The 16,947-nt window shown below is 72.5% G+C and carries 11 protein-coding genes; 9 read left to right on the plus strand and 2 right to left on the minus strand.

What is annotated here, in order from left to right; genetic code table 11:
• Positions 1–95 precede the first annotated feature (95 nt).
• Together KF708C_RS08535 and KF708C_RS08540 are read right to left on the minus strand one after the other, a co-directional pair.
• The gene (locus tag KF708C_RS08535) at positions 96–1,103 is read right to left on the minus strand and encodes a Bug family tripartite tricarboxylate transporter substrate binding protein (RefSeq protein WP_059411470.1); all 1,008 of its coding nucleotides are present in this window, start codon (positions 1,101–1,103) and stop codon (positions 96–98) included.
• Positions 1,104–1,261: 158 nt separating this feature from the next.
• Complete coding sequence (locus KF708C_RS08540; RefSeq protein ID WP_020202968.1) at positions 1,262–1,987, minus strand: MgtC/SapB family protein; 726 nt, start codon at positions 1,985–1,987, stop codon at positions 1,262–1,264.
• A 670-nt stretch (positions 1,988–2,657) separates the two neighbouring features.
• Between KF708C_RS08540 and KF708C_RS08545 the strand changes: the two genes are divergently transcribed.
• From KF708C_RS08545 to KF708C_RS08585, 9 genes are all read left to right on the plus strand, one after another.
• Entirely contained in the window at positions 2,658–3,164 is a 507-nt protein-coding gene (locus KF708C_RS08545; RefSeq protein WP_231586401.1) for a DUF6630 family protein, read from the plus strand.
• A gap of 273 nt (positions 3,165–3,437) precedes the next feature.
• On the plus strand, positions 3,438–4,145 hold the full coding sequence (locus KF708C_RS08550) for a response regulator transcription factor (RefSeq protein ID WP_020202966.1): 708 nt from the start codon (positions 3,438–3,440) through the stop codon (positions 4,143–4,145).
• Positions 4,146–4,511: 366 nt separating this feature from the next.
• Positions 4,512–5,399, plus strand: coding sequence for a polysaccharide deacetylase family protein (locus KF708C_RS08555; RefSeq protein WP_020202965.1), 888 nt, complete (start codon positions 4,512–4,514; stop codon positions 5,397–5,399).
• Positions 5,400–5,540: 141 nt separating this feature from the next.
• Positions 5,541–6,185, plus strand: coding sequence for a MotA/TolQ/ExbB proton channel family protein (locus KF708C_RS08560; protein ID WP_020202964.1), 645 nt, complete (start codon positions 5,541–5,543; stop codon positions 6,183–6,185).
• A 41-nt stretch (positions 6,186–6,226) separates the two neighbouring features.
• Positions 6,227–6,595, plus strand: a complete 369-nt coding sequence (locus KF708C_RS08565) for a DUF2149 domain-containing protein (protein WP_231586402.1) — start codon at positions 6,227–6,229, stop codon at positions 6,593–6,595.
• Entirely contained in the window at positions 6,592–10,674 is a 4,083-nt protein-coding gene (locus KF708C_RS08570; RefSeq protein WP_059411473.1) for a cobaltochelatase subunit CobN, read from the plus strand. Before KF708C_RS08565 ends, KF708C_RS08570 begins: the two co-directional genes overlap by 4 nt.
• Before the next feature lie 151 nt (positions 10,675–10,825).
• On the plus strand, positions 10,826–11,890 hold the full coding sequence (cobW, locus tag KF708C_RS08575) for a cobalamin biosynthesis protein CobW (RefSeq protein WP_020202961.1): 1,065 nt from the start codon (positions 10,826–10,828) through the stop codon (positions 11,888–11,890).
• A gap of 15 nt (positions 11,891–11,905) precedes the next feature.
• Positions 11,906–15,706 (plus strand): cobaltochelatase subunit CobN, encoded by a 3,801-nt coding sequence (gene cobN / locus KF708C_RS08580; RefSeq protein ID WP_059411474.1) that lies wholly within the window; start codon positions 11,906–11,908, stop codon positions 15,704–15,706.
• Positions 15,703–16,755, plus strand: coding sequence for an ATP-binding protein (locus KF708C_RS08585; protein WP_059411475.1), 1,053 nt, complete (start codon positions 15,703–15,705; stop codon positions 16,753–16,755). Before cobN ends, KF708C_RS08585 begins: the two co-directional genes overlap by 4 nt.
• Positions 16,756–16,947 lie beyond the last annotated feature (192 nt).

Below are 16,947 nucleotides of genomic sequence, written 5' to 3' on the forward strand. Positions count from 1 at the left end.
GCGGCACGCGGGAGCGCTCGCGGAGGAAACGGAAGGGGAAATGAAAAACGGCCTGCGCGAGCAGGCCGTTGAAGGAAAGGGCCGTGAGGGCCGGATCAGTCGAGCGAGATCTTCGCCGCCTTGATGATTTCGGCATAGCGCGCCGAGTCGCGCTCGATCAGCTTGCGGAACGCATCCGGCGTGCTGCCCACGCCGATGAAGCCGAGGTTCTCCAGCTTCTTCTGCACCTCCGCCGAGCGCACCGCCTCGGCGATCTCCTTCGACATGCGGTCGATGACAGGCTGCGGCGTGCCGGCCGGCGCCACCAGCCCGGCCCACGAGCTCATCACGAAGCCGGGAAAGCCGGCCTCTTCCATCGTCGGGATATTCGGCTCGCCCGGCCAGCGCTTGGCCGAGGCCACCGCCAGCACGTTGATCTTGCCGGCCTTGGCCTGCGGCATCGGCACCAGCAGCGGGTCGAACACCATCGACACGTTGCCCGACATCAGGTCCGTCAGGATCGGCGCGCTGCCGTTGTAGGGGATGTGGGTCATCTCGATCTTGCTGACCATGCCGAAGCGCGTGCCCACCAGATGCGCGCTGGAGCCCGTGCCGCTGGAGCCGAAGTTCAGCTTGCCCGGGTTCTTGCGGCCGTAGTCCACCAGCTGCGCCACCGTGGTGGCGGGCACGGACTTGCTGGTGAACAGGAACAGCGGCAGGTCCGCCATCAGCGAGACGGGCGTCAGGTCGCCCGGCTTGTACTGCAGGTGCGAGTACAGGCTGGGGTTGGCCGAATACGCCGCCAGCACCGACAGGAAGGTGTAGCCGTCGGGCTTGGCGCGCGCCGCGATCGAGGTGCCCAGCGTGGAATTGCCGCCGGGCTTGTTCTCGATCACGACGGGCTGGCCGAGCCGCTCGGCGACCTTTTCGAAGACGATGCGCGAGACGGTGTCGGTGGACCCGCCCGGCGTGTAGGGCACGATCACCTTGATCGGCTTGGACGGCCATGCCTCGGCGGCGGTGGCGGGAATGGCCGCGGCGGCGGCCTGGCATGCGATGGCGGCGGCCAGGATGCGGCGCGCAAGGCGCGGCGCCCGGGCGGCGGACGGCTTCGATACTTTCATTGGCTCCTCGTCTTGTCTGTCATGGACCGCGCCGGGATCTCCGTCCACGGTCGCCGGCAAGGATGCCATGCCATGCGCGCATTGCAACCGGACCCGCTCCGATTGTGTGCGCTGATCGCCTGCCCCTCCGCCTGCCCGAGCGCCGCCGGGCCGCGGCTTCAGTCCGTCGTGCTGGGGCTCCAGAAGGCCTGGTGGATATGCTCGGATTCGGCCAGCTGCGCCATCAGGCGGTCCAGCACGTCGCCGTCGATCGAGGTGGACGTCAGCACCGCCTCGATCTCCACGTCGGCATCGCCGAAGGCGTGCACCTCCAGGTCGCGCGTGGGGTAGTTGCCGGTCTCCAGCGTGCGCTCCAGCAACTGCAGCGCCTGCTTCTGCGAGGCGCGCGGCGCGATCACGTAGACGGTGTTGGTGACTTCCACCGCGGTGGTGTCCATCGGCTGCTGGTTGATGCGGTCCACCACGGGCCGCAGCAGCGTGTTGGCGGCCAGCACGAACAGGCAGCCGAGCGTGGCCTCGAGGATCAGGTCCGCGCCCGCGCTCGCGCCGATGGCCGCCGAGCCCCACAGCGTGGCGGCGGTATTGAGCCCGCGCACATTGCCTTCCTCGCGCATGATCACGCCCGCGCCGAGGAAGCCGATGCCGGACACCACGTAGGCCACCACGCGCACCGCGCCCTCGTGCCCGGCCATGCGGTTGGCCATGTCGACGAAGATGGCCGCGCCCACCGCCACCAGCACGTTGGTGCGCAGCCCGGCGGTGCGCTGCCGGATCTGCCGCTCGTAGCCGATCACCGCGCCCAGCACGAAGGCGGTGGTGAGGCTGACGAGGGTATCCATCAGCGAAGTGAGATTGATGTTCTGGAACGCTTGGAGGGATTGCATGGCAGGTGTTCCCCGGCTGTGAGCCAAGAGTGCGTTTTCGTCATTGTTTCCCAGGTCCCGGCCCTGGCGCTACCGCCTTTGTATGGCGCGCAGGTGTCAGGCCCGTGTCGCCGGCGTGGCGCTGCGTGCCGCGCGCCGACACTGTACTGCGGCAACGGCCCGCGCGGGCGAACGCTTTCGCGCGGCGCGGTGGCCGCGGGTCTCGCAAGGAACGGGAAGGAGGGGCAACGCGCGGAGAACCCGCTCGATGCACTGCGCTCGCTGCATTGCCGCCGGTCACCGCCTGCCGGCCAGGGCAGGGCAGGGCAGGGCAGCGGCGAGTGGCAGCACGGAGGTGCCTGCATGCGCCCGGACTTGCCCGGCCGTTCAGGATGCGGCCGCGGGGGCCGCGGGCCAGTCGGAACGGCTGCTCATGGAGATGGCTGCGCAGCGACGACGGGGCGAGCGTATCAAAGCCACCACGCGCTTGGCAACCGCTTTTTGGGGGGGTGTTTGCGCCATGCAGGAAAGCCGCGCGGGCGCAGTGGCGCCACCTTACAAGCTTTGTCAGAATAGCGGGTCTCGATCGCCGCCGGCGTCCGGGCATCGCCGGCTGCGCAGCGGCAAACCGTGTGCGGGACCGTTCCCGCGACCACTGCGCAGTTTCCCCGTTCCGACCCGCCAGAGGCCTATGACGATTGAGCTCCCGAGTGAAACGCAGGACGCCATGCGCGAGTTGATCCTGCTGGTGTGCCTGCATGACCGCGACGCGGCGCAGCATTGCTGGACCGCGTTCCGGCACGCGCTGGCGCAGGCCGGGCCGGGATGCGAAGGCCATCAGTTGCTGTGGCCGCTGAGCGAAGCCGCCGGCACCGCCGGCGCCGGCTTCTATGTCGAGTGGAACGATGCCGCGGCGCTGGTGCGCAGCGTGCAGGAACTGGCCGCGCGGGCCGGCCTGCGCGTGGACTGGGGCGTGGCCGACCCCCATGCGCCGGCCTTTCTCGCGGCCCACGGCGTGCCCGCGCTGATGACGATCGCGCAGGCCTCCCTGCGCGCGGCCGGCCATGTCCTGTGGTGCTGGGACACGCAGGCCGATGCCTTCGCCGGCTGGCTGGTGCGCAGCGGCGACGAGGCGCGGCTGGCCGGCGTGGCCGCCCGCCTGCAACTGATGATCGATCCCGCCGACGAAACCTGCTGACAGGCGCTGACGGGCGCTTGCAGGACGCCGCCCTATCGTCGACTTGCCGTTGACTTGCTGCCATCTCGCCGCCGCCCGCCCGGCGCGTTCCCCTTGGTGTTCACATTTAGTGACAATTGCCGCGCATGGCTGCGCTAGGCTAGCGGGGTCTGATGCTGGCCCGGCAGCATGCCTGTGAGCGTTTTCGCATTGCAGTCGCCTTTCTCTTTCGCCGAATCCTTTGGCGCTATGGCTGGACACGGTAACGATACCGGGGATGGTCAAGAGAGAGCCATGAGAATTGCTTCGGTAGAAGACGACGACAGCCAGGCCGGACTCATCCGGCAGATCGTGGAAGACGCGGGCTATGCGTGCGCCACCTATGGCAGCGGCAGCGCCTTCGTGCGCGCGCTGCGCGAAGACACCTTCGACCTCGTGATTCTCGACTGGCAGCTGCCCGACATCAGCGGGCTCGACCTGGTGCCGTGGATACGCCAGCGCGTGGGCCGCGTCCTGCCGATCCTGTTCCTCACCAGCCGCCCGCTCGAAGAAAGCGTGGTGGCCGCGCTGGGCGCCGGCGCCGACGACTACATGACCAAGCCGATCCGCCGCGCCGAGCTGGTGGCGCGCATGCGCGCGCTGCTGCGCCGCGCCTATCCGCAGGCGATGGTGCAGAGCGAGATGATCGAGGTCGGCGGCTACGCGCTGGACCCCGTGGGGCGCACCATCTCGCTGAACGGCACGCGGCTGGACGTTTCGCCGCGCGAGTTCGACGTGGCGCTGTTCCTGTTCCGCAACGTGGGTCGGCTGCTGCCGCGCGAGATGATGGAGAAGGCGGTGTGGGGCCGCGTGATCGGCCCCGATTCGCGCACGCTCGACACCCACGTGTCGCGCTTGCGGATCAAGCTCGCGCTGCGTCCGCAGAACGGCGTGCGCCTGACCTCGGTGTACTCGCACGGCTATCGCTTCGACGCGGTGTCCGAGCCCGGCCGGCTCGAATGAGCCGCGGCGCCCGCGCGCGGGTCCGCCGACACAGTTGTTCACCTTGGCCGTCCGGCCAGCCGCTAACCTGAATGAAGGGGAGCCTTCGCCAGCTTCCCGAACCCGCAGGCAGCGCCCGCATCGCTGCCGCTTTATCACCAGGCCACCCGCATGTGGCCTGGTTTTTTTTGCCGGCGGTGCCACCGCCGGACGCTATGGCACAATGCCGCGTCGTGTCCGGGCGAGGCCCGGCCGCCGCTGCGGCGCCTCGCGCACCCGCGCAGGGCGTGCCCGGCCGGACACCTGATCCTTGCCTGAAATTTCATGACGGCTGGCCGGCACAGCGCGCGCAGTGGCGCGCCGCGCACAGCCGCGCGCCCCCAACGCATGCGTTTTTTCCGTTCCTGTTTCCTGGCCGCCGCGATGCTGGCCGGCGGCTTGTGCGCCGCGGCACCCGGCACCGCCGATCCGCCGCCGGCCGCGCCGTCGATCCGGCTGGCGACGCTGCGCGCCGCGCGGCCGCTGCCGCCGATCCGCTTCCTGCTCACCTTCGACGACGGCCCCGACGCCGGCGAGGACGGCAGCACGCCGCTGATCCTGCGCCAGCTTGCCGACAATCCCGTCACGCCCGGCATCAAGGCGCTGTTCTTCGTGCAGACCGCCCATCCGCGCCGCGGCGGCGGCGAGGCGGGCAAGGAGCAGATGCACGCCACCTGCAAGGCCGGCCACCGCCTCGCGGTGCACAGCGGCCTGCCGGACGGGCACGTATCGCACACGCGCCTGGCGCCCGAGGAGCTGGAAGCATCGCTGCTGTCCGGCGAGGCCGACATCATCGAGCAGTGCCGCGGCGCGGCGCAACTGGTGCGCCCGCCCAACTGGGCCTACGACGACGCGGTCCAGGCGGTCTACCGCAAGCTCGGCCTCGCCATGCTGATGTCGGACGTCAACGCGCGCGACGGCAAGATCTACGGCTGGCACATCAGCCTGCGCCGCCGCTCGCACATCAACAGCGAGCTGGCGCAGGTCAAGGTGGCGCTGTCCGAGCAGCGGCTGGCGCCGGCCGGCGGCGTGGTGCCCGTGGTGGTGAGCTTCCACGACACCAACGACTACACCGCCTCGCACATGACGGAGTACCTGCAGATCCTGGTCGAGGAAGCCCGCGATAACGGCCTGGCGCTGGCCGACCCGCCGTTCTACACCGACGGCCGGCAGGCCGAGCGCGCCGCGCGGGTGCGGGCGCTGTCGGGCGTCTACGCGCGCGAAAGCTGGCCCTGAGGCCGGGCGGCGGCGCCCGCGCGCGCCGCGTACAATGCTGCGCTTGCGGCCCGCGCGCGACCCTGCGCGCGGCCTGCCGGCACCCGCGCGCGGCTGCCGCGGGCCTTGCCGCCTCATCTCATTTCCCCGCTGGCAATCACGATGGAAAGCGCCGTCACCGAGATCTTCTATCGCCTTTCCGCGGCGTTCTTCTGGCCCGTCGCGCTGGCCCTGCTGGTGCTGTTCGTGCTGTCGCTGGCGGACCTCGGCAGCCTGCTGGTGCAGTCGCGCCGGCGCGCCGCCGCGCCGCGCACCGACCTGCCGGCGCTGGCCAACGCGCTCGCCGCCGGCCTGCGCCACGGCGCGCAGGCGCAATGGCGCGCGCTGCCGATGTCGCCCGCGCTGGCGCGTTTCTGGGGTTTGCTCGAAGGCCGCCTGGCGCGCCTCGATTCGCACGAGCACCTCGACCTGTGGCTCGACGAGACGCTGCAGCGCGAGGAAATGCGCGTGGCCAACCGCCTCGACCTGACCCGCACGCTGGTGCGCATCGCGCCCATGCTGGGGCTGGCCGGCACCATCATCCCGCTCGGGCCGGCGCTGCAGGCGCTGCTGGCCGGCGACATGGCCGGCATGGTCAACCACCTCGTGATCGGCTTCGGCGCGGTGGTGTGCGGGCTGGTGCTGGGCGGCATCGCCTACGTGCTCACGCTCACGCGCGAGCGCTGGGCGCGCGCCGACCTCAAGGAGATGGAGAACCTGTGCGAGCTGGTGCTGCGCGCGCTGCCGGCGGCGGGGGCGCGAGCCTGATGGAGGCCGGCCACGGACACCGTTTCCGGCGCCGCCGCTTCGTGCGCCGCCGCCATGCGCAGGGCGAGCTGGCCTCGGTGCACCGCGAAGACCCGCTGGCCGGCGTGGCCAACCTGTTCGATGCCTCGATCGTCTTCGCCGTGGGCCTGATGGTGGCGCTCACGCAGGCCTTCGGCCTGACCCAGCTGCTCGATCCCGATGCGCGCTTCACGCTGGTCCAGCGCGACCCGCGCACGGGCGAGCTGCAACTGATCGAGAAGAACCGCAAGGAAGTGAAGGTCAGCAAGCTGTCCGCGCAGCAGAAGGCGGGCGAGGGCACGCGCCTCGGCGTGGCCTACCGGCTGCCGGACGGCAGCGTGGTCTACGTGCCCGAAGGCGCGCAGCCGGCCCCGGCGGGCGCGGGCAAATGAGGCCGGCGCGGCAACGCTGGCTGCCGGCCGCGTTTGTCCTGCTCGGCTGGCTGCTGCTGGCGTGCGCGCAGGCGCGGGCCGCGGCGCCGGTGCGCGTGCTGGTGGTCACCACCAACACCCATCTGCTGCCCGCCGCCGAAGCGCGCCTGCGCGAGTTGGCCGGCCCGGGCCGCGTCGAGCTGCAGGCGGTCACCGCCGCGCCCGACGCGGCGCAGATCGCCGCCGCCGATGCCATCTACGCCTACTTCGCGCCCACTGCCGTATTGAAGCAGATGGCCCCGGCCGTGCGTCAGGCCAGGCAGCGCGGCGCGCTGGTGCTGGCCGCGCCGGCCGCCGCCGCCGAAGCCGCCTGGGGCATCGGCCTCGACGCCGCGCGCGGCCCGGCGGCCGAGGCCTACTGGAGCGCCGGCGGCGCCGACAACCTGGCCGGCTGGCTGGCGTGGACCGTGGCGCAGTTGCGCGGCACGGACGCCATCGCCGTGCCGGCGCCGCGCCCGCTGCCGGCGGCCGGCATCTACCACCCGCGCGCCGCGCAGGTGTTCGCCACGCTGCCGGCATACCTGGACTGGTATCGCGCCAACGGCGGTCTGCCCGCCCGCGCGCCGCTGGCCGGCATCGCCTTCTACGCCAGCAACTACCGCCAGCAGGACCTGGCCCACATCGACGCGCTGGTGGCCGCGCTCGAACGGCAGGGCATCGGCGCCGTGCCCGTGTTCGGCTGGCCGCTGTCCAGCCTGGATGCCGCGCTGACCATCGATGGCCGCAGCCCGCTGCGCGCGCTGTTCACGCTCAACCTCACCATCAGCCGCGCCGAGGACAAGGCCTGGCTGGAGCGCCACGGCGTGCACGCCATCAACCTGATCGCCACGCGCGACAGCCAGGCCGCGTGGCGCGCCGATGCGCGCGGCATCGCTGGCGAGCGCCTGCCGCTGCTGCTCAACACGCCCGAGCGCGCCGGCGCCAGCGAGCCGATCCTGTTCGCCACGCTGGAGGACGAAAACGGCGCCAAGGCCAGCCGCGCGGTGCCCGAGCGCGCCGACGCCGCGGTGGCGCGCGCGCGGCGCTGGATCGCGCTGCAGGACAAGCCGGCGGCGGACAAGCGCATCGCCATCCTCTACTACAACAACCCGCCCGGCAGCGGCAACATCGGCGCCAGCTACCTGGCCACGCTGCCGTCGCTGGCGCGGATCATGGCGCGCCTGCGCGCGGCCGGCTACCAGACCGATCAGGCCGGCACCGCCTTGCCGGACGAGGCCGGGCTGACCGCGCTGCTGGAGCGCAACGGCCGCAACATGGAGGCATGGTCGCCGGGCGAGCTGCGCGAGATGGTCGCGCGCGGGCGCGTCACGCTGCTGCCGATGGCGCAGTACAAGCGCTGGTTCGACGCGCTGCCCGCGGCCTTCCGCCAGTCCGTGCTGGCCGCGTGGGGCCCGCCCGAGCGCAATCCGCTGATGCTGGTGGACGACGGCCGCGGCGGGCAGGATTTCGTGATCCCGGGCCTGCGCTTCGGCAACCTGTTCGTCGGGCCGCAGCCGCTGCGCTCCACCTTCGCGCGCGCGCTGGACACGTCGCACGACACCGTCACGCCGCCGCCGCACTCGTATATCGCCGCCTACCTGTGGTATCGCCATGCGTTCGGCGCCGACGCGGTGGTTCACGTGGGCCGCCACGGCACGCTCGAATGGCTGCCCGGCAAGCAGGCCGGGCAGGCCGGCGACGACAGCGCGGAAGTGCTGCTGGGCGACCTGCCCAACGCCTACTACTACATCCAGGACGGCGGCGGCGAGGCGATCCAGGCCAAGCGCCGCAGCGCCGCCGTGCTGGTCAGCCACCTGACCCCGCTGCTGACCCGCGCCGGCATGCCGGCCGCGCTGGCGAAGCTCGACGAGGTGATCGAGCAGCAGGAAGCCACCGCCGACGGCGCGCCCGCGCTGGCCGAACAATACCGCCTGCAGGCGCAGGCGCAGATCCGCGCGCTGGGCCTGGACCGCCAGCTCGGCGTGGACCTTGCCGCGCCGTGGGAGCAGGTCGAGCCGGTGGTCCATCGCTTCCTGCACAAGGTGGAAGCCGAGCCGATACCGCAGGGCATCCATGTGCTGGGCGAACTGCCGCCGCCGGATTTCCAGCGGCAGGCGCTGGCCACCGTGCTGGAAAGCGCGTTCGGCGCCGACGAGCGCAAACGCATCGGCCATGACACGCTGGCCGGCTGGGCCGGCGCGCTGCTCGACGGGCGCGAGCCGGATCTGGCCGACCTGCCGCCGCCGCTGGCGGACAAGGCCAGGGCCGCGCTGGCCGCCGCGCGCGAATGGCTGGCCGGGCTGCGCGCCTCGCCGCGGAGCGAGCTCGACGGACTGGTCACGGTGCTCGCGGGCCGCTACCTGCCGACCGCGCCGCTCGGCGATCCAGTGCGCACGCCGCAGGGCCTGCCGACCGGGCGCAACCTGCATGCCTTCGACGGCGCGTTCATCCCCACGCCGGCCGCGTGGGAAGTCGGCAAGGCGCTGGCGCGGCAGACGCTGGCGCGCTACCGCGCCGAGACCGGCGCCGTGCCGGAACAGGTCTCGATGGTGCTGTTCTACGGCGAGACCGAGCGCCACCAGGGCGCGATGGAAAGCGAGGCGCTTTACCTGCTGGGCGTGGAGCCGGTCTGGAATGCGCGCGGCGTGGTCGAGGACGTGCGGCTGATTCCCGATGCGCAACTGGGGCGCCCGCGCGTCAACGTGCTGTTCACCATCTCCGGCATCTACCGCGACGGCTTCGGCGACAAGGTGGCGCTGCTGGACAAGGCCGCGCGCCTGGCCGCCGCGGCCGGCGACAACGCCGTCAGCCGCCACGACCGGGAAGCGGAGGCCGCGCTGCTGGCCGCCGGCGTGGCGCCGCCGCTGGCCGGGCGCCTGGCGCGCGCGCGCGTGTTTGCCGCCAGGCCCGGCAACTACGGCATCGGCGTGCAGCAGATGGTGGAGCAGAGTATCGATGTGGCCCGACCCGTGGCCCGGCCCGGCGAGCCGGCCGGGCAGGCGCTGGCGCAGCAATACCTGCGCTACATGAACTTCGCGTTCTCCGCCGAAGGCTGGGGCGAGACCGCGCCGCAGGCGCTCGCCAGCCATCTCAAGTCCAACCAGGCCGTGCTGTTCTCGCGCGCCAGCACGCTCTACGGCGCGCTCGACAACGACGACACCTACCAGTACGCCGGCGGCCTCAACCTCGCCACGCGCGCGGTCAGCGGGCAGGCGCCGCGCTTCTGGCTGCACAACCTGCGCCGCCCGGCCGAGGCCGAGACCGTGGACGCGCGCACATGGCTGGCCACCGAGCTCAACGCGCGCAACTGGAACCCGCGCTGGATCGCCGGCATGCAGCGCTCCGGCTACGCCGGCGCGCGCGAGATGGCCCGCGAGATCGAGCATCTCTACGGCTTCCAGGCCACCAGCCCGGAGCAGATGAGCGGCGACTTCTGGCAGCAGACCTACGACGTCTACGTGGCCGACAAGCTCGGCATGGACATGGACCGCTTCTTCGCGCGCAGCAATCCGCATGCGCGGCAAGGCATCCTGGCGCGCCTGCTGGAAGTGGACCGGCAGGGCAGCTACCGCTTCACGGCGGCCGAGCGCGCGGACATGGCGCGGCGCTACGTGGCCTCGGTCAACCGCGACGGATTGTCGTGCACGGCCAATAGCTGCGGCAATCCGGCGCTGATGCAGTACATCGCCGGGCTGGGCCAGCAGGCGCGCGTGCCGGTGGACGCGCTGCGCGCGTTCGGCGAACGGCTGGCGCGGGCCATGCCGGGGCGCGAGCCGTCGGCGGGGCCGGGCGCCGCGCCCGCGCGGCACGGCGTGGCGAAGGCCCCGACCGTGCCGGCGGCGAAGCCGGCGCAGGCACCATCCGCGCCGCCGGCACCCACCACCGAACACGTGGCCGGCCGGGTGTTCGAGTCGCGCGTCATCCAGCTCGCGCCTTCAGCACCACTTTCCGGCGTGCGGGCGCGCGAAGCGTGGGAGGTGGCCGCGCTGATGGCGCTGCTGGTCGCCGCCGGGGCCGGCGCGGAATGGCGCCGCGGCCGGCGCCCGCGGCGATCGCGCTGATTTCGCATTAATGCCGCGCTGATGCCGCATTGATGCCGCGGCGGTGGACAGCCCCGCGCGATGTCTTTATGCTGTCCGCCTCGCTTCCGCCGCGCGCCGCAGCCCGGCCGCGGCCTCTCCAGACGCCCGATTTCCCGAGCCCGCCACCATCATGCAGACCAGCAAGATCCCCGCCACCATCGTCACCGGCTTCCTCGGCAGCGGCAAGACCACGCTGCTGCGCCACATCCTCGAGAACGCCGGCGGGCGCCGCATCGCGGTGATCGTCAACGAGTTCGGCGAGCTCGGCATCGACGGCGAGATTCTCAAGGGCTGCGGCATCGGCTGCGACGAGACGGGCGAGAGCAACGGCCAGCTCTATGAGCTGGCCAACGGCTGCCTGTGCTGCACCGTGCAGGAAGAGTTCTTCCCGGTGATGGAGCAACTGCTGGAGCGCCGCGCCGACATCGACCACGTGCTGATCGAGACCTCCGGCCTCGCGCTGCCCAGGCCGCTGGTGCAGGCCTTCAACTGGCCCAGCATCAAGAACGCGTTCACCGTGGACGCGGTGGTCACGGTGGTCGACGGCGCCGCCGCGGCGGCCGGCCAGTTCGCCGCCGACCCCGACGCGGTGGACGCGCAGCGCAAGGCCGATCCCAACCTCGACCACGAATCGCCGCTGCACGAACTGTTCGAGGACCAGCTCGGCTCGGCCGATCTCGTGATCCTCAACAAGACCGACCTGATCGACGCCGCGCAGCGCGCCGAAGTGGAAGCGCTGATCCGCCCCGAGATTCCCGCCGAGGTGAAGATCGTCGGCGCGCAGGGCGGCAAGCTCGACGTGGCGCTGCTGCTCGGGCTGAACCGCGCCTCCGAGGACACCATCCACCTGCGCCCGGATCACCACGGCTCGGCGGACGACCCGGACCATCATCACGACGAATTCGACTCGGTGGTGGTGGAGCTCGGCGAGGTGGAGCGCGAGCATCTGGTCGGCGCCCTGCAGCAACTGGTGGAGCAGCACACCATCTACCGCGTCAAGGGCTTTGCCCGGTTGCCCGGCAAGCCCATGCGCCTCGTGCTGCATGGCGTGGGTCGCCGCTTCGACGGCTACTTCGACCGCCGCTGGCAGCCGGGCGAGGCGCAGGCCACGCGCATCGTGCTGATCGGCCAGGACCTCGAGCGGGCCACGCTGCAGGCGGCCCTCGAAGCCGCGCTCGCCACGGCGCAGGGCTGACGCGCCGTCACGCGCATGCACCTGCTTTCCACCCGCCCGGGCGGCTTCGTCGACGACAATGCCGGCGTGGTGCGCATCGCGCAGAGCCCGGCGCGCATCGTGGTGCTGAGCGCGGCGGACACCACGCTGTCGCTGCTGGCCGGCGTGTTCCCGCGCCTGGGCGAAGACTTCCCCACGGTGCGGCTGGCCAACCAGATGTACCTGCGCCAGCCGGCCTCGCTCGACCTGTACGTGGACGACGTGTTGCAGCATGCCAGCGTGGTGGTGGTGGACCACCTCGGCGGCGACAGCGACTGGGCCTACGGCCTGGAGCGGCTGACCGAGCTCGCCCGCGCGCGCGGCCAGTTGCTGGTGATGTTCTCGGGCGACCTCGCCGAGGACGCCAACCTGCTCGCGCGCGGCAACGCGCCGGCGGCGCTGGCCAATACGCTGTGGCGCTACCTGCGCGAAGGCGGCGCCGACAACGCCGAGCAGTTCTTCCGCTGCCTCGCGCACCATGCGTTCGGCTGGGGCGAGCCGGCCTTGCAGCCGCGCGTGCTGCCGCAGGCCGCGCTCTACCATCCGGCGCACGGCGTCGCCACGATGGCGGACTGGCAGCGCGACTGGCGCGCCGGCGCGCCGGTGGCGGCGCTGGTGTTCTACCGCGCGCACCTGCAGGCGGGCAACACCGCGGTGTTCGACGCGCTGATCGCCGCGCTGCGCGCCGAGGGCCTCAACCCGCTGCCGCTGGCGGTGAACTCGCTCAAGGACACGCTGTGCCGCGAGGTCCTGCAGCAGCTTTGCGCCGAGCATGGCGCGGCGCTGGTGCTCAACACCACGGCCTTCGCCGTGTCCTCGCTCGACGCGCCCGGGACGATGGCGCTGGCCGGCGACGCGCCGGTGCTGCAGGTGGTGCTCAGCGGCGGCAACCGCGAGGACTGGCTGCGCGACAACCAGGGCCTGGGCGCGCGCGACGTGGCCATGCACATCGCCATGCCCGAGGTGGACGGCCGCATCATCACGCGCGCGGTCAGCTTCAAGGGCCTGGCCTATCGCTGCCCGCACACCGAGGTGGACGTGGTGCGCTACCAGCCCGACGCCGGGCGCATCGCCTTCGTGGCCGAGCTGGCGCGGCGCTGGTGCCGCCTGCGCGAGCTGCCCGACGCGGACAAGCGCGTGGCGCTGGTGCTGGCCAATTATCCGTCCAGCGAAGGGCGCATCGGCAATGGCGTGGGCCTCGACACGCCGGCCTCGGTGGTCGGCATCCTCGCCATGCTGCGCGAGCAGGGCTATCACTGCGAAGGCCTGCCCGCCGACGGCGACGCGCTGATGCGCGGGCTCACGCAGGGCATCACCAACGACCTCGCCCAGCACGGCTGGCGCCCGGCCTTCCAGAGCCTGGCGATGGCGGACTACCTGCGCCACCTGCGCGGCCTGCCCGAAGAGAACCAGTGCGCCATCGCCGCGCAATGGGGCAGTCCGGAGCAGGACCCGATGGTGCGGCAGGGCCGCTTCATGATCGCCGGCGTGCGCAGCGGCCACCTGTTCGTCGGCCTGCAGCCGGCGCGCGACCATGCGCTGCCCGGCGAGGCCGGCGAGGCCGGCACGTGCGGCTACGCCAGCTACCACGACGCGGAACTGGTGCCGCCGCACGGCTACCTGGCTTTCTATTTCTGGCTGCGCCATGCGTTCGGCGCCGATGCCATCGTCCACGTCGGCAAGCACGGCAACCTGGAATGGCTGCCCGGCAAGAGCGTGGCGCTGGCCGACACCTGCTGGCCCGACGCCATCCTCGGCCCGCTGCCGCATCTCTACCCGTTCATCGTCAACGACCCCGGCGAGGGCGCGCAGGCCAAGCGGCGCGCGCAGGCGGTCATCATCGACCACCTGATGCCGCCGCTCACGCGCGCCGAGAACTACGGCCCGCTGCAGGACCTGGAGCGCCAGGTCGACGAATACTACGAGGCGCTGGCGGTGGACCCGCGGCGCGCGCGGCTGCTGCGCAAGTCCATCCTCGAGCTGATCGTCGACCAGCAGCTGCACCGCGAGCTGGGACTCGACGCGCCGGCCGACAGCGACGGCGAGGACGCGCTGCTCAACCGCACCGACGCCTACCTGTGCGAGCTCAAGGAATCGCAGATCCGCGACGGCCTGCACGTGTTCGGCGTGTCGCCGCAAGGGCGCCAGCGGCGCGACACGCTGCTCGCGCTGGGCCGCTTCCCGAGCGGCGACGGCCGCGGCGCGCAAGCGGGCCTGCTGACGGCGCTGGCCGCCGACCTCGGCCTGGGCGAGGGCTTCGATCCGCTCGACGCGGACTGGGGCGCGCCGTGGCAGGGCCCGCGCCCGGCGCCGCTGGCGGCCGTCGACGCCGGCGCGTGGCGCCACCACGGCGACACGCGCGAGCGGCTCGAATTGCTGGCGACGCGCCTGCTCGACGAGGACGCCGCGCCCGCCGGCCTGCCGCGCGCCGCCGCCGTGGTGGCGCGCCTGCGCGCCGAGGTAGCGCCCAGGCTGGACGCCTGCGGCGAGCAGGAAATGCGGCAGCTCGCGCGCGGGCTGGCGGGGCGCTTCGTGCCGCCCGGCCCGAGCGGCGCACCGTCGCGCGGCCGGCCCGACGTGCTGCCCACGGGCCGCAATTTCTATTCGGTCGACACGCGCGCGGTGCCCACGCGCACGGCGTGGACGCTCGGCCTCAAGTCCGCCAACCAGTTGATCGAGCGCCATCTTCAGGAGCACGGCGACTACCCGCGCGCGGTGGGCCTGTCGGTGTGGGGCACGGCCACCATGCGCAGCGGCGGCGACGACATCGCGCAGGCCTTCGCGCTGATGGGCGTGCGGCCCAGGTGGGCCGCGGGCAGCTTCCGCGTGACGGACTTCGAGATCCTGCCGATGGCCATCTTCGACCGCCCGCGCGTGGACGTGACGCTGCGTGTGTCGGGCTTCTTCCGCGACGCCTTCGCCAACGTCATGCGGCTGTTCGACGCCGCCGTGCAGGCCGTGGCCGAGCTGGACGAGCCGCCCGAGCTCAACCCGCTGCGCGCGCGCGTGCTGGCCGAGCGCGCCCGCCTCGAAGCACAGGGCCTGCCCGCGGCCGAGGCGCGCCGCCGCGCCGGCTGGCGCGTGTTCGGCGCGCGCCCGGGCGGCTACGGCACGGGTTTGCAGGACCTGATCGAGAGCCGCGCCTGGCAGGACGACAACGACCTCGCCCAGGCCTACCTGCACGCCGGCGGTCATGCCTACGGGCAGGGCACCGACGGCGTGGAGGCGCGCGCCAGCTTTGCCGCGCGCCTGTCCGGCCTGGACGCCGTGGTGCAGAACCAGGACAACCGCGAGCACGACCTGCTCGACGCCAACGACTATTACCAGTTCCAGGGCGGCATGGCCGCCGCCGCGCGCACCTTCGGCGGCGCGCAGCCGGCCATCTACCACGGCGACCACAGCAACCCGGCCGCGCCGCGCATCCGCACCTTGCAGGAAGAAATCAGCCGCGTGATCCGCGCGCGCGTGGTCAATCCCAAGTGGATCGACGGCGTCAAGCGCCACGGCTACAAGGGCGCCTTCGAGATGGCCGCCACCGTGGACTACCTGTTCGGCTTCGATGCCACCACGCGCGTGGTGTCCGACCACCAATACGCGCTGGTGGCCGATGCCTACGTCAATGACGCCGACACGCGCGCGTTCCTGCGCCGCCACAACCCGCGCGCGCTGCACGCCATCTGCGAGCGCCTGCTCGAAGCCGCGCAGCGCGGCCTGTGGCAGGCACCCGGCGAGCGCCGCGCCCAACTCGAACGACACCTGCTCGACAGCGAGCAGGCGCTGGAAGGAGCTTCCCGATGACCGCCGCCGCACAGCGCCCGCGCTTGCCGTTTCCGTTCAGCGCGCTGGTGGGCCAGCCGCGCCTGCAGCAGGCGCTGCTGCTGGCCGCGGTCGACCCCGGCATCGGCGGCGTGCTGGTGAGCGGGCCGCGCGGCACCGCCAAGTCCACCGCCGCGCGCGCGCTGGCCGAGCTGCTGCCCGAAGGGCAGTTCGTCACGCTGCCGCTGGGCGCCAGCGAGGAACAGCTCGTCGGCACGCTGGACCTCGGCCACGTGCTGCGCCAGAGCGAGGTACGCTTCGCGCCGGGGCTGCTGGCGCGCGCGCACCAGGGCGTGCTCTACGTGGACGAGGTCAACCTGCTGCCCGACCATCTCGTCGACCAGTTGCTCGACGTGGCCGCCAGCGGCGTCAACGTGGTGGAGCGCGACGGCGTCTCGCACCAGCACGAGGCGCGCTTCGTGCTGGTCGGCACCATGAACCCCGAGGAAGGCGAGCTGCGCCCGCAACTGCTGGACCGCTTCGGCCTCGCGCTGACGCTGGAGAACTGCACCGACGCGGCGCAGCGCCAGGCCATCGTGCGCACCCGGCTGGCCTTCGACACCGATCCCGAGGCGCTGCGCGCGCGCCACGCCGGCGCGCAGGAAGCGTTGACGCGGCAGGTGCGCGCCGCGCGGGCCGCGCTGGCGGCGCTGCCGTTCGGCGATGCCGTGCACGAGCGCGTCAGCCGCCTGTGCCTCGATGCCGCCGTGGACGGCGTGCGCGCCGACCTCGTGATGCTGCGCGCGGCGCGCGCGCTCGCCGCGCTGCAAGGCGACGCCGCCATCGTGCCGGCGCATGTGGATGCCGTGGCGGAACTGGTGCTGCATCATCGCCGGCAGGCGCCGCCCGATGCCGGCCGCGCGCCGGACGGCGCGGAGGCTGACGCGCCGGCTGACGCGCAGGCGGGCGAGCGCGGCGACGCCAGCAGCGCGGCCAATCCCTGGGGCGCATTGCCGTCGCCCGCGGACAGCGGCGCGGCCGGCATCGCTCCGGTCAAATCCGTGAGGCCGCTGCCCGCAAAAAAAGCCTGAGCCACCGGCAGGCCGCCGCCGATTCCGGGCAGGGCGGCAACCGGTGGCAAGCCCCTCGTTTCGCCGCGCCACGGCCGCAGCAAGGCCGTCTTGCCGGCACCCGCATCCACTGGCCGCGCACGCTCGCCGCCAAGGGCGCCGCGCCGCTCGCGCCCGCGCATCTGCGCCTGCGCGCGCAGCATGGCCACGCCG

It is taken from the genome of Cupriavidus basilensis (assembly GCF_000876015.1).
Lineage (GTDB): Bacteria > Pseudomonadota > Gammaproteobacteria > Burkholderiales > Burkholderiaceae > Cupriavidus > Cupriavidus basilensis_B.